Origin of the sequence: Sphingomonas sp. CFBP 8760 (assembly GCF_014841615.1) — a bacterium.
Classification (GTDB): Bacteria; Pseudomonadota; Alphaproteobacteria; order Sphingomonadales; family Sphingomonadaceae; genus Sphingomonas.
On sequence record NZ_JACYUG010000029.1, the window covers coordinates 1 to 12457 of the forward strand.

At 67.1% G+C, this 12457-nt stretch carries 11 protein-coding genes and 1 pseudogene; 5 read left to right on the forward strand and 7 right to left on the reverse strand.

What is annotated here, in order from left to right; genetic code table 11:
• Positions 1 to 74 precede the first annotated feature (74 nt).
• A pseudogene (locus tag IFT82_RS19280) lies at positions 75 to 692 on the forward strand (Sir2 family NAD-dependent protein deacetylase); the annotation flags it as partial.
• Complete coding sequence (locus tag IFT82_RS19285; RefSeq protein WP_192129754.1) at positions 650 to 1273, forward strand: hypothetical protein; 624 nt, start codon at positions 650 to 652, stop codon at positions 1271 to 1273. The pseudogene IFT82_RS19280 and the gene IFT82_RS19285, both read left to right, overlap by 43 nt.
• Here the strand turns inward: IFT82_RS19285 and era are convergent, their stop codons facing one another.
• The 3 genes from era to lepB are packed head-to-tail and all read right to left on the reverse strand — an operon-like array spanning position 1274 to position 3695.
• Positions 1274 to 2170, reverse strand: coding sequence for a GTPase Era (era, locus tag IFT82_RS19290; RefSeq protein WP_192129755.1), 897 nt, complete (start codon positions 2168 to 2170; stop codon positions 1274 to 1276).
• A gap of 8 nt (positions 2171 to 2178) precedes the next feature.
• Positions 2179 to 2919, reverse strand: coding sequence for a ribonuclease III (gene rnc, locus IFT82_RS19295; protein ID WP_244647003.1), 741 nt, complete (start codon positions 2917 to 2919; stop codon positions 2179 to 2181).
• On the reverse strand, positions 2856 to 3695 hold the full coding sequence (lepB, locus tag IFT82_RS19300; protein ID WP_192129756.1) for a signal peptidase I: 840 nt from the start codon (positions 3693 to 3695) through the stop codon (positions 2856 to 2858). Before lepB ends, rnc begins: the two co-directional genes overlap by 64 nt.
• Before the next feature lie 155 nt (positions 3696 to 3850).
• Between lepB and pgi the strand changes: the two genes are divergently transcribed.
• Together pgi and IFT82_RS19310 are read left to right on the forward strand one after the other, a co-directional pair.
• Positions 3851 to 5341, forward strand: a complete 1491-nt coding sequence (gene pgi / locus IFT82_RS19305; RefSeq protein ID WP_192129757.1) for a glucose-6-phosphate isomerase — start codon at positions 3851 to 3853, stop codon at positions 5339 to 5341.
• Positions 5342 to 5564: 223 nt separating this feature from the next.
• The gene (locus IFT82_RS19310) at positions 5565 to 6788 is read left to right on the forward strand and encodes an NF038122 family metalloprotease (RefSeq protein WP_244647004.1); all 1224 of its coding nucleotides are present in this window, start codon (positions 5565 to 5567) and stop codon (positions 6786 to 6788) included.
• A 65-nt stretch (positions 6789 to 6853) separates the two neighbouring features.
• Here IFT82_RS19310 and IFT82_RS19315 read toward each other — a convergent pair whose 3' ends face one another.
• The gene (locus tag IFT82_RS19315) at positions 6854 to 7003 is read right to left on the reverse strand and encodes a DUF2256 domain-containing protein (protein WP_192129778.1); all 150 of its coding nucleotides are present in this window, start codon (positions 7001 to 7003) and stop codon (positions 6854 to 6856) included.
• 104 nt (positions 7004 to 7107) lie between these two features.
• Between IFT82_RS19315 and gorA the strand changes: the two genes are divergently transcribed.
• On the forward strand, positions 7108 to 8457 hold the full coding sequence (gene gorA / locus IFT82_RS19320; protein WP_192129758.1) for a glutathione-disulfide reductase: 1350 nt from the start codon (positions 7108 to 7110) through the stop codon (positions 8455 to 8457).
• A gap of 117 nt (positions 8458 to 8574) precedes the next feature.
• On the opposite strand, the gene rarD is transcribed toward gorA, so the two are convergent.
• From rarD to IFT82_RS19335, 3 genes are all read right to left on the reverse strand, one after another.
• Entirely contained in the window at positions 8575 to 9450 is an 876-nt protein-coding gene (gene rarD / locus IFT82_RS19325) for an EamA family transporter RarD (protein ID WP_244647005.1), read from the reverse strand.
• Positions 9451 to 10016: 566 nt separating this feature from the next.
• Positions 10017 to 11384 carry a dihydrolipoamide acetyltransferase family protein gene (locus tag IFT82_RS19330; RefSeq protein ID WP_192129760.1) on the reverse strand — a complete coding sequence of 456 codons (1368 nt, stop codon included), beginning with the start codon at positions 11382 to 11384 and terminating at the stop codon, positions 10017 to 10019.
• A gap of 3 nt (positions 11385 to 11387) precedes the next feature.
• A complete protein-coding gene (locus IFT82_RS19335) occupies positions 11388 to 12395 on the reverse strand; it encodes an alpha-ketoacid dehydrogenase subunit beta (protein WP_192129779.1) in 1008 nt (335 codons plus the stop codon).
• Positions 12396 to 12457: the final 62 nt, after the last annotated feature.

Here is a 12457-nt window from a genome sequence, read left to right on the forward strand (position 1 = left end):
CGAACCGTGTCACGCTGAGCAAATGCCTCTCCACTTAAGCGGGGCAAGTCCAAATTGATCTTGTTCCGAAAAAACACACAGTTGAACAGGTCTGCACCCCACAGGCGCTGGCAGACGATCCGGTGCTGGTCCACCGTTTCTACGACGCGCGGCGGGCGGCGTTGGCGACGGTCGAGCCTAATATCGCGCACCACGCGCTGGCGCGGCTGGATGCGGCGTGGCCGGGCGACCTGCTGGTCGTCACGCAGAATGTCGACGACCTGCACGAGCGGGCCGGCTCGCGTCGGCTGTTGCACATGCATGGGGAGTTGCGGTCGGCGTTGTGCGCCGCCTGTGGACACCGCACGCCGCATGACGGCGACCTGCCGCCGGCCACGCCCTGCCCCGCGTGCGGCGCCCGCACGCTGCGCCCCGACATCGTGTTCTTCGGCGAGATGCCGTACCAGATGGCCCGGATCGAGGCGGCGCTGGCGGCGGCCGACCTGTTCGTATCGATCGGTACGTCCGGCGCGGTGTATCCGGCGGCGGGGTTCGTGCAACTGGCCGCGCATTACGGCGCGACGACGCTGGAACTGAATCTGGAACATTCGGCGGGCAGCGGGCTGTTCGACGAGACCCGACTGGGCCTGGCCAGCACATTGGTGCCGGAATGGATCAACACCTTGTTGTCGAGCCGGCAGACGACGCCATAGCAGGCACCTTCACAAACGATGGACGCTTGATGGCACCTTATCTTCAACTTGGTGGTCAGGTGGCCTGGCCGCTGGCCGCGCTGGTCATCATGTTCGTTCTGCTGAAGGAGATAAAGGGCGGCATCGTCGCCAAGATCATCCCGCGCGGCGGCACGCTGAAATACGGTGAGTTCACGATCTCCGGCGAAATCGACGCCGGGCAGGAAGCCATCGTCACCGCCGACGTACCGCTGGCCACGCCGGAATACGCCTTGCCGTCGCAGGATCACGTTTCCGGAAATCTTACTCCCTATGAGGTGGTGATGAAGGCCTATTCCGGCATGGCGGAAGCGCTGGTGGAACTGGCTGCGCAGCATGACGGGTGGATAGACCAGCGATACGTCAAGGATAACATCGAATGGCTGCTGGCGAAGAAGGTGATCGACGGTGGTCTGTTCGGCGCCATCCGGTCGTCGCAACGTGCCCGCAACAGCATCCGCAGACTGGGTGAGGACTCCGTCACCGAGGCGGATGCACGCGCCTTTGCAGAAACCGCTTATTCGGCGGAGCGCGCCCTTCGGGACAAGATCGCGACGACGTAATCACTCCACCCAATCGAGTCCGATATCGCGGTAAAGTTGCCGATCCTCGTCCCAGCCGGGCTTCACCTTCACGTGCAGGTACAGATGCACCGGCCGGTCGAGGACGGTCGCCAGTTCCGCCCGCGCGCGCGCGCCGATCTCCTTGATGCGCGCGCCGCCCTTGCCCAGCACGATCGCACGCTGGGTGGGGCGTTCGACCAGCACCTGCTGGTGGATCTCGACCGATCCGTCCGCGCGCTCCTCGAACTTCTCCGTCTCGACCGCGCTGGCATAGGGCAGTTCGGCATGTAGCTGGAGGTAGATCTGCTCGCGCGTCACCTCCGCGGCCAGCGCGCGTTCGGTGGCGTCGGACACCTGATCTTCCGGATAATGCCACGGCCCCGCCGGCATTGCCGCCGCCAGCGCGCGCTTCAGTTCGGGCAGACCGTCGCCGGTCGCGGCACTGACGAACCACGTCTCGGCGAACGGCACCAGCGCGTTCAGCCGTTCGGCGTGGAGCAACAGCTTCGCCTTGTCGGCGAGGTCGACCTTGTTGAGGATCAGGTACTTCGGCTCCGTCCGGTCCTTCAGCGCTTCGGCGATGTCGGTCACCTTGGCGCCCAGCCCGCCCTTGGCGTCGACCACCAGCGCGAGCAGATCCGCCCCCTCGGTCCCCCCCCAGGCGGCCGACACCATCGCCCGGTCGAACCGGCGGCGCGGTTCGAAGATGCCGGGGGTGTCGACCAGCAGCAACTGCGTATCCCCCTCGATCGCCACGCCCAGCAGGCGCGCCCGCGTCGTCTGCGCCTTGGGGCTGACGATCGCCACCTTCTGCCCGACCAGCGCGTTGACCAGCGTCGATTTGCCCGCATTGGGCGCGCCGACCACGGCGATCAGCCCGCAATGCTGCGGGGTCATGTCATCACTCACTTGCTTACCTTTTCCAGCAGGGTCCGCGCCGCAGCGGTCTCCGCTTCCTGTTTGCTGCTACCGCTCGCCTCGGCGGAGGCGTAGCTGCCGATGGCCACCTTCACGGTGAAGCGGGGCGCATGGCCGGGGCCGGACCGGTCGATCACGGTATATTCGGGGGCGCGTCGCCCCGCCGCCGCCGCCCATTCCTGCAAGGCCGACTTGGGATGCTGCGGCGCCTTCGCCTCGCGGCGCACCCGGTCACCCCATACCCGCCGCACGAAGATGCGCGCCGCCTCCAGCCCGGCGGCGCGATACCAGGCGCCGATCAGCGCCTCCATCACGTCGCCCAGCACATTGTCGCTATCGATCGCGCCATCATCGCGCGCCTGCTTGCCGAGGCGCAGGTGATCGCGCACCCCGATCTCGCGCGCCACCTGCGCGCAGACCGCGCCGGTGACCAGCGCGTTGAACCGCTTCGACAACTGCCCCTCGGGTTCAGCCGGGAAGGATTCCCACAACCATTCCGCCACCAGCAGGCCCAGCACCCGGTCGCCCAGAAATTCGAGCCGCTCGTAGTTCGCGGTCGCCGAACTGCCATGGGTCAGCGCCCGTTCGAACGGGGCGATGTCATCCGGCACCGTGCCGAATACCGCGCACAGCCAGTCGGACAGCCCCGCGCTGCGGACGGTCGTCAGAAGCCCTCTCCGATCCGGTCGAACCGGGCGGCCGACACCCAGGTCCATGGCTTCAGCCATTCCGCCGATCCATCGGTCGAGAAGAACGTCACCAACGCGCGTCCCTCGATCCGTTCCATCGGGATATACCCCATGCCGATCGGCGAGGCGAAGCGGCTGTCGGCGCTGTCGTCGCGATTGTCACCCATCAGGAACACGTTGCCGGCGGGCACGGTATAGACGCCGGTATCGTCGGCTTCGGGAATGTCGCGCTGGTCGAGCACGGCATAGCTTTTGCCACCCGGCAACGTCTCGCGATACCGGCGATAGCGGCAGACCGGCACACCCGCCGCGACGTCGCGGAAATCGGAATCACAGTGACGATCGTCGAAGTTCGGGGTCAGCGGCAGCACGAAATCGGCGATCCGCTGTTTCGGGATCGCCTTGCCGTTCAGCACCAGCTGGCCGCCGCGCATCTGGACGGTGTCGCCGGGCAGGCCGATCACCCGCTTGATGACGTCGTGATCCTCCGGCCCGGGCGACCGGAACACCACCACGTCGCCGCGCGTCGGGGTCGATCCGAAGATGCGCCCGGGGATCAGCGGCACGCCGCCCGGCAGCGACCAGCGCGAATAGCCGTAGTTCCATTTCGACACGAACAGGTAGTCGCCGATCAACAGCCGCGGCAGCATCGATTCGGACGGGATCGAGAACGGCGCGAGGATAAAGCTGCGGAAGATCAGCACGACCAGCGCCAGCTTCAGCAGGAAACGCAGCGTCTCGCCCGTCTCCGACCGGGCGGGGGTGGCGGCGGCGGTTGCGGGGACGGTTTCGGGCGCGGGATCGGATGGTGTCATGACAAAGGGACCCATAACCGCGCTCGCGCGTCCTGAGTAGCCACCCGTATCCACGAAATGTGCGGACGGGGGACTTGTCCCGTCCGCCTGCGGCGATAGGGCGGATGACGGATACGACCGGATCGATACGATTACCCTCTTGTCAGGATGCGAGCATGAGCGACTGGACCGCAATCGAGGCACTGCCCTCCCCCCGCCTCACCGAATTGTTCGAGGCGGACCCCGCCCGGCTGGACACGTTCAGCCTCGACGTCGCCGGCCTGCATTTCGACTGGTCGAAGACGCACCTGACGCGGGAGGCGGTGGCCGCGTTCGCCGCGCTGGCCAAGGCGAAGGACCTTGCCGGCCGGCGCGACGCGATGTTCGCGGGCGAGCATGTCAACGTGACCGAGGATCGCCCGGTCGAACACACCGCCGAACGCGGCGAGGGCAATCCGGAAAGCGTGTCCCGTGCCCGCCACTACCAGGCGCGGATGCGCGCGCTGATCGACGCGATCGAGGCGGATGCGTTCGGCCCGGTCCGCCACATCCTGCACGTCGGCATCGGCGGCTCCGCCCTGGGCCCCGACCTGATCGTTGACGCGCTGGGGCGTGAGGCCGATCGCTACGACGTGGCGATCGTCTCCAACGTCGACGGCGTCGCGCTGGAGGATGCGTTCGAGCGGTTCGACCCCGCCGCCACCCTGCTCGTCATCGCGTCGAAGACCTTCACCACGACCGAGACGATGCTGAACGCCAACTCGGCGATCGCCTGGATGAACGAACACAATGTCGACGACCCCTACGGCCGCGTCGTCGCGCTGACCGCATCGCCCGACAAGGCGGTGGAATGGGGTGTCGATGAAACCCGCGTCCTGCCCTTTTCCGAAGGGGTCGGCGGACGTTACTCGCTCTGGTCGTCGATCGGCTTCCCCGCCGCGCTGGCGCTGGGCTGGGACCGGTTCGAGGAACTGCTGGAAGGCGCCGCCGAGATGGACCGCCATTTCCGGCTTGCCGCCCTGCACGAAAACGCCCCCGCCCTCGCCGCCTTCGCCGACCTTTATTACACGCAGGTCCGCCACGCCGAAACGCGCGCGCCGTTCGCCTATGACCAGCGGCTGCGGCTGCTGCCCTCCTATCTCCAGCAGCTGGAGATGGAATCGAACGGCAAGTCGGTGACGGCCGACGGCCAGCCGGTGGGTCGCCCGACCGCCGCGATCACCTGGGGCGGGGTCGGCACCGATGCGCAGCATGCGGTGTTCCAGTTGCTGCATCAGGGCACGCATCTGGTCCCCGTCGAATTCATCGCGGTGATTGAGGCAGGGGACACGCTGGCCGAGGATCATCACCGCCAGTTGCTGCTCAACGCGTTCGCGCAGGGCGCGGCGCTGATGAAGGGCAAGCAGGTGGACGATCCTGCGCGCAGCTATTCGGGCGATCGTCCGTCATCGACGATCCTGCTCGACGTGCTCGACGCCCGCACGCTGGGCGCGCTGATCGCCTTCTACGAACAGCGGGTGTTCGTGAACGGCATCCTGCTGGGCATCAACAGTTTCGACCAATTCGGGGTCGAGCTGGGCAAGGAAATGGCCAAGGCCGCCGATCAGGGCGGGCAGGAATTCGATCCCTCGACGACCGATCTGATCCGTCGTGCCGGGCTGAATTAAGTACGACAATCGTGTGAACTGCGGGAACAAAATCCAGCGTGGCCTGTCACGCAGTCCGGCTGATTTGGTTCCCGCAAGTCACTGGTTTTCTGATAAATAAAACTGCCGTGTCGAACGTACCGCACTGCAATATTTCAGATTGACGACACCACCGCGCCCCCTACCCTGATTAACAACAGGTTAACCGCGATGAACGCGGATGTCCTAATACAGGGGTTTGGCGATGCGTTCGAAGACCATGCAGACGTTGCTCGGGCTTGCTCTGGGTGCCACGGCACTGACGGCATCGCCGGCACAGGCCGTCAGCTTCAATCTGATCGATACCGGTGGCACCGCCGCCGGCACGCAGGCCCGGATCGGTTTCGAGATCGCCACCGCCTACTGGTCGTCGGTATTCACCGACGATGTGACGATCAATCTGGAAATCGGATTTCGGACGCTTGGCACCGGCGTCCTGGGTTCGACCGGCAGCGCCCGTTCCCTCCTGTCGATGAACCAGGGCTATGCCGCCCTTGCGACGGACATGACCAGCGCCCTCGATGTCAGCGCGGTCAACAATCTGGCACCCCGCTCGCTCAGCACCGCCATTCCCGGTGCCGGGGCCGTCACGGCGATCACCAACGGGATCAACCGGACCAACAACGGCTATGTCGACAATGTCACGCGGATCGACAACGACGGCGGCGTCAACAACTCCACCTTGGCGGTGACCAAGGCAAGCGCGAAGGCGCTCGGCGTGACGACCGACGTCAACGGCAATGCGATCAACTACGCATCGGTCGATGGCAGCATCACGTTCAGCAACGCCTTCGCGTTCGACTTCGACCCGCGCGACGGCATCACCTCGACGGCGTTCGATTTCGTCGGCGTGGCGATCCACGAGATCGGCCATGCGCTTGGTTTCGTGTCGGGCGTCGACAGCTATGATGGCCGCACCAATGCGGCGGGCACGATCACCTCGGGCCTGCTGGAAAACTTCGTGGTGATGAACTCGCTCGATCTGTTCCGCTATAGCGGCGATGGCGCACTCGACTGGTCCACCAGCCCGTCGAACAAGTATTTCTCGATCGATGGCGGCGAGACGCAGTTGTTCGGCTCCTCGCTGTTCTCCACGGGTCGCGCCAACGGTGACGGTCAGCAGGCGTCGCACTGGAAGGATGCGCCTTCGGGTCGCGAGCAGCTGGGTATCCTCGACCCCACCTCGGGCCGTGGCCAGATGCAGGAAGTCACCGCGCTCGACCTGTCCGCCTATGACGCGATCGGCTGGGACGTCAGCTTCGATACGCTGGCGAATTCCAGCTACCGCAAGAGCACCGCGGTGCTCTACCGCGAACTGACCGGCACGGTGCCGGAGCCGGCGACGTGGGCGATGATGCTGGTCGGCTTCGCGATGGTGGGCGCCGCGACGCGCTATCGCCGCCGCAACACTACGGTCGCCTTCGGCTGATCGACGGGTTCCACGCGAACCATCAAGGGGGGCGTCTGCCGGCCGGCAGGCGCCCCTTTTTGCGGCTATGCCGTATCCGGCGGGCCGGCGCGGCGGCAGCGTTCGGAACAATACCGCACCGATTCCCAGTCGCGCCCCCATTTCTTGCGCCAGGCGAACGGGCGTTGGCAGACGATGCAGATCTTGGTCGGCAGGTGCGGCTTGCTGTGGGTCATCGCGGTCCACAACGCACCGGGCACGTCGATGGCATCAGCGCCCTGCCCCCTTGCCCCCGCGCCCGCCGCGCGCCATCTCGCGAGGCGCAGCGGAAGGATCACGAATGCCCCAGTACGACTACGACCTCTTCGTCCTGGGGGCCGGTTCAGGCGGTACCCGCGCCAGCCGGGTCGCGGCGGCGCATGGCGCGCGGGTCGCGGTGGCGGAGGAATACCGGGTCGGCGGCACCTGCGTGATCCGTGGCTGCGTGCCCAAGAAACTGCTCGTCTACGGCGCGCACTTCGCCGAGGACCTGCGCGACGCGAAGCATTTCGGCTGGGACGTGCCCTCGCCGTGCAGCTTTTCGTGGCCGACGCTGCGCGACAACGTGATGGCGGAGGTCGACCGAATCAACGGCGCCTATACCCAGACCCTCGACAATAACGGCGTCGAGATCATCCATGCCCGCGCGGTCGTCACCGGCCCGCACAGCGTGCGACTGGACGACGGCAGCGAGAAGACCGCCGAGCGCATCCTGATCGCGGTCGGCGCGCATCCCGCGATCCCGGAATGCCCCGGCCACGAACACGGCATCACCTCCAACGAGGTGTTCCACTTGCCCGAACTGCCCAAGCGCATCCTGATCGCGGGGGGTGGCTACATCGCCAACGAATTCGCCGGCATCTTCCACCAGTTCGGCAGCCATGTGATCCTCGCCAACCGCAGTCAGGAACTGCTGCGCGGCTATGATGCGCAGATCCGCGACCGGTTGCTTCAGATCGCGACGATGAAGGGGATCGAGTTCCGCTTCAACGCGGCGTTCCGGGGGATCGACAAGGGGGAGGACGGCTGCCTGACCGTGCATCTGGCCGACCACGAACCCGTCGTGGTCGACTGCGTGCTGTTCGCCACCGGCCGCCGGCCCAATACCACCGGGCTGGGGCTGGAATCCGCCGGGGTCGAACTGGACGAACTGGGCGCGGTGAAGGTCGATGCGCGGAACCAGTCGACCTGCCCGTCGATCTACGCGATCGGCGACGTCACCAACCGCATCCAGCTGACCCCGGTCGCCATCCGCGAGGGACAGGCGTTCGCCGACACCGTTTATGGCAACAAGCCGACGACGGTGGATTACGACTGCGTCCCCGCTGCCGTCTTCAGCCATCCGCCGCTCGCCGGCGTCGGCCTGACCGAGGCGCAGGCGCGCGAGAAGCTGGGATCGATCAGGGTGTATTCGTCGGATTTCCGGCCGATGAAGAACGTGCTGGCGGGGCGCAACGAACGCGCGCTCTACAAGATGATCTGCGACGCGGAGACCGACCGCGTCGTCGGCATCCACATGATCGGCCCCGACGTGCCGGAAATCATCCAGGCGTGTGCGGTGGCGGTGAAGGCCGGGCTGACCAAGGCCGATTTCGACGCCACCGTCGCTCTGCATCCGTCGATGGCGGAAGAGCTGGTGCTGATGCGGTAAGGGCGAAGGCGCGGGGCAAGCCCCGCGCTGGTCGGGCACCGTCCGATCGCCCGACCCGGCCGGCGGGTCGGCCCTGCCGAGCCCGACCGACGGCGCGGCTTCGACGCGTCGCAGCCCTTACGCGACCGCCACCACCATGCGCGACTGCCGCCACGCATCCCACGCATAAAGCGCGCACCCCGTCCAGATCGCGGCGAAGGTGACCATGTGGACGGGGCGCAGCGGCTCGCCGAAGATCAGCACGGCCTCGGCGAATTGCAGGGTCGGCCCCAGATATTGCAGCAACCCCAGCGTCGCCAGCGTCAGCCGCCGCGCCGCCGCCGCGAACAGCAGCAAGGGCGCCGCGGTGACCGGCCCGGCGAGGATCAGCAGCAGATCGACCGACCGCTCCTGCCCGAAGGCGGCGTTGCCCGCCGCACCGGCCCAGCCCAGCACCACCAGCGACAGGGGCGCGAGCAGCAGCGTCTCGATCGTCAGGCCGCCCAGCGCGTCGATCGCCGCCACCTTGCGGATCAGGCCGTACAGCCCGAAGCTGACCGCCAGCACCAGCGATATCCAGATCGCGCCGCCGCCCGACAGTGCCATCACCGCCACCCCCGCCGCCGCGATGCCCACCGCGACCCGCTGCACGCGCGACACCCGTTCGCCCAGCACCGCGACGCCCAGCGCGACGTTGACCAGCGGGTTGATGAAATAGCCGAGACTCGCCTCCAGCACATGCGCGTGCTGCACCGCCCAGATATAGGTCAGCCAGTTGATCGCGATCAGCGTCGCGCTGGCCCCCAGCAACGCCAGCGTCCGCCCGCGCGCCGCGGCCCGCACCGTCCGCAACCGGCCCAGCACCACGACCACGATGGCGAGCAGCAGCAGCGACCACACCACCCGATGCGCCAGCACCTGCACCGCGGGCACGCCCGTCAGCAGCTTGAGGTACAGGGGCAGCAGCCCCCACAGGATATAGGCGCCGGCGCCCAGCCATAATCCCCGGTTCATGCCGCGCGCCATCGGCCAATCCACGCCGCACCGCAATGAAGGACTGTCAGGGGGTGGGGGATCGGGCGGGAGTGGGGTGCTCCCGAGGTCGGAAAGTCACACCGGAAAGTCACGAAAGTCGCATCCTACAGCTATGCGCGGCGTGAACCGGGGGAATATCAGATTGGCCTGATCCAGCCGTCATTGCGAGCGCAGCGAAGCAATCCAGAGCCTGGTTCGTGGCGCTCTGGATTGCTTCGCTGCGCTCGCAATGACGGAGGTGGGTGGGTTTCACGTCATCATGCTCCGAGGCGGCCGCGATGCCCTGTTTCCCATACATCCCCCCTCGCCCGCCGCTCCTTCGATGGAGGGAGCATCGGGGGATGGGTATCCTATCGGCGCGGTGTAGGACAGCGGCGGCGGAGGGCGATGATTGCCGGACCTGCGTAGCCGGAGCGGGATGACATCGGCCTGCCCTCATCCGTCATTGCGAGCGCAGCGAAGCAATCCAGGGCCCGGTGCGTGACGCTCTGGATCGCTTCGCTACGCTCGCGATGACGGATGAAGGGGCTTCACGTCATCGCGAGTCAGTCCGCGAAGAGCAGGACCGGCGTCTCCAGCATCCGCTTCAGCGCCTGCACGTAGCTGGCCGCGTCGAAGCCGTCGACGACGCGGTGGTCGCAGCTGATCGACAGGTTCATCAGCCTGGCGCGCACGATGGCGTCGCCCCCCCTTCCATCTGGCCGGAACACTGGACGTTCGACGATGCGGTTGGGGCCGATGATCGCGACTTCCGGCCGGTTGATGACCGGGGTCGTCGCGATCCCGCCGAGCGGCCCCAGCGAGGTGAGCGTGATCGTGCCGCCGCCCATCTCGTCGGGCTTCAGCCGGTTGGCGCGCGCCGCCGCCGCCAGCCGGCCGATCTCGGTCGCCAGTTGCCAGACGTTGTGGTCCTGCGCGTCACGGATCACCGGTACGGTCAGCCCGGCATCGGTCTGCGTTGCCATGCCCAGATGCACGCGGCCGTGGCGCGTCACCACCCCCGCCTCGTCGTCGTAGCGCGCGTTCAGCATCGGGAAGGCGGGCAGGGTGCGGCAGATCGCGACGATCATCAGCGGCAGCATCGTCAGCTTGGGCCGCTCGCCCCGCTGCGCGTTCAGGTCAGCGCGCAGGTCCTCCAGCGCGGTGACGTCGATCTCCTCGACATAGGTGAAGTGCGGGATCGCGCGCTTGGACGCGGCCATGTTCTCCGCGATGCGGCGACGCATCCCGATCACGCGGACCTCTTCGTCCGCCCGCGCGCGCGACGCGCCCGGCGCGGCATAGCCCTGCCCGCTGCCGTAGCGCAGATAGGCGTCGAGATCGGCATGGCGCACCCGGTCGCCATCGGTCTTCACCGCGGCGAGGTCGACGCCCAGATCGGCGGCGCGCGCGCGGACGGCGGGCGAGGCGAGGACATGGGCCACACGACCGCTGGCGGATGACGGCCGTCCCGTCGCGCCATCGCCGGCGGCCGGGCGCGGCCCTTCGCTGGCGGCATCCGCCGGCCGGGTGTCGGCGGTCGCGGGGGCAGCGGGGGCCGCGGGCGGATCGAGCGGACGCGGCGTCTCGACCACTTCCTCCACCCCGGGGTTCTCGGCTTCGTATTGTTCGGCGACCTCCGCCTGCTCCGCACTCGGCGGGGCGGCGGTCACCTGATCGGTGCCGGCATCGGCGTCGGTCTCGATCACCACCAGCGCCGCGCCGATCGCGACCTGATCGCCGACCGCGCCCGCCAGTTCGACGACGGTGCCCGATACGGGCGATTCCATCTCGACGGTGGCCTTGTCGGTCATCATGTCGGCGATGTTCTGGTCTTCCTCGACCCGGTCGCCGACCGCGACATGCCATGCGACGATCTCGGCCTCGGCAATGCCTTCACCGATATCGGGCAGGCGGAAGGTGAAACGCGCCATCGCTCAAGAGTCCTTCATGATCTTCTTGAGGGCCTGTCCGATCCGGACCGGTCCCGGGAAATATGCCCATTCCAGGCTGTGCGGATAGGGCGTGTCGAACCCGGTCACCCGCTCGATCGGGGCTTCCAGATGATAGAAGCACCGCTCCTGCACCAGCGCCGACAGTTCGGCGCCGAAGCCGCTCGTCCGCGTCGCCTCGTGGACGATCATGCAGCGGCCGGTCTTCTTCACCGACGCCTCGATCGTCTCGATGTCGAGCGGCACCAGCGTGCGCAGATCGATGATCTCGGCATCCACGCCGTGTTCGGCGACCACGGCGGTGCAGACATGCACCATCGTGCCGTAGGCGAGGATCGTCAGCGCCTCGCCCGCGCGGACCACCTTCGCCTTGCCCAGTTCGATCTTGTAGTACCCCTCCGGCACCGCGCCGCCGGGATGCTTCGACCAGTTCTCGGCCGGTTTGTCCCAATAGCCGTTGAACGGGCCGTTGTAGATGCGCTTGGGCTCGAAGAAGATCGTCGGATCGTTATCCTCGATCGCCGCGATCAGCAGCCCCTTGGCGTCATAGGGGGTGGACGGGATCACCGTCTTCACGCCCGAGACATGGGTGAAGATGCCCTCCGGGCTCTGGCTGTGCGTCTGCCCGCCGAAGATACCGCCGCCGAACGGCGAACGCACCGTCATCGGCGCGATGAACTCTCCGGCCGAGCGATAGCGCAGCCGCGCCGCCTCGCTGACGAGCTGGTCGAGCGCGGGATAGATGTAATCGGCGAACTGGATTTCCGGCACCGGCCGCAGGCCGTAGGCGCCCATCCCGACCGCGACGCCGATGATCCCGCATTCGGTGATCGGCGTGTCGAACACCCGCGTCTTGCCGTATTTCGCCTGCAACCCCGCGGTCGCGCGGAACACGCCGCCGAAATAGCCGACATCCTCGCCCATCACGACCACGTCCGGGTCGCGCGCCATCACCACGTCGAGCGCGGAGTTGATCGCCTGGATCATCGTCATGCGGGTGGTGGGTTCGGCCCCGCCGTCGCCTACCGTGTCGCTCACCACGTCCAGCTCCGTCG

Coding starts and splice junctions, on each gene's coding strand:
- IFT82_RS19285 (WP_192129754.1), top strand. CDS start 650: ATGGATCAACACCTTGTTGTCGAGCCGGCAGACGACGCCATAGCAGGC.
- era (WP_192129755.1), bottom strand. CDS start 2,170: ATGACCCCGCAGCATTGCGGGCTGATCGCCGTGGTCGGCGCGCCCAAT.
- rnc (WP_244647003.1), bottom strand. CDS start 2,919: ATGGCTGAAGCCATGGACCTGGGTGTCGGCCGCCCGGTTCGACCGGAT.
- lepB (WP_192129756.1), bottom strand. CDS start 3,695: ATGACACCATCCGATCCCGCGCCCGAAACCGTCCCCGCAACCGCCGCC.
- pgi (WP_192129757.1), top strand. CDS start 3,851: ATGAGCGACTGGACCGCAATCGAGGCACTGCCCTCCCCCCGCCTCACC.
- IFT82_RS19310 (WP_244647004.1), top strand. CDS start 5,565: ATGCGTTCGAAGACCATGCAGACGTTGCTCGGGCTTGCTCTGGGTGCC.
- IFT82_RS19315 (WP_192129778.1), bottom strand. CDS start 7,003: ATGACCCACAGCAAGCCGCACCTGCCGACCAAGATCTGCATCGTCTGC.
- gorA (WP_192129758.1), top strand. CDS start 7,108: ATGCCCCAGTACGACTACGACCTCTTCGTCCTGGGGGCCGGTTCAGGC.
- rarD (WP_244647005.1), bottom strand. CDS start 9,450: ATGAACCGGGGATTATGGCTGGGCGCCGGCGCCTATATCCTGTGGGGG.
- IFT82_RS19330 (WP_192129760.1), bottom strand. CDS start 11,384: ATGGCGCGTTTCACCTTCCGCCTGCCCGATATCGGTGAAGGCATTGCC.
- IFT82_RS19335 (WP_192129779.1), bottom strand. CDS start 12,395: ATGACGATGATCCAGGCGATCAACTCCGCGCTCGACGTGGTGATGGCG.